This window comes from Streptomyces sp. 4F14, from assembly GCF_048159485.1.
Taxonomy (GTDB): Bacteria; Actinomycetota; Actinomycetes; order Streptomycetales; family Streptomycetaceae; genus Streptomyces.
Genome location: NZ_JBLRVY010000413.1, coordinates 1 through 314 on the forward strand (window position 1 = coordinate 1; position 314 = coordinate 314).

Consider the following 314-nt stretch of genomic DNA (forward strand, 5'->3'; position numbering starts at 1 on the left):
GCCTCACCGATGCCTCCCGTGGCCCCCGTCACCAGCGCCACCCTCTGCGCGAGCCTGTCCTGCGCGACCATGCTCACATCCCTTCTCACAGGCGCCGGACATCGACCGACAGGCCGGCGCGCACCAGCGCGGGCACGGCCGAGCCGACCCGCTCGAAGCCGGGGCCGACGGTGCTCCCGGCGAGATGGCGGGCGTGGACGCCCTCCGCGACGACCGCCAGCTTGAAGTAGCCGAGGGCCAGGTGAAAGGGGAGCGCGGAGACATCGCGGCCGGACCGGGTCGCGTACCGCTGTGTCAGCTCCCGCGCGGACAGG

Annotated in this window: 1 pseudogene; it reads right to left on the reverse strand. The window is 73.9% G+C overall.

From position 1 onward, the window contains the following. Positions 1-85 precede the first annotated feature (85 nt). A pseudogene (locus ACLZOT_RS51360) lies at positions 86-314 on the reverse strand (phosphotransferase family protein); the annotation flags it as partial.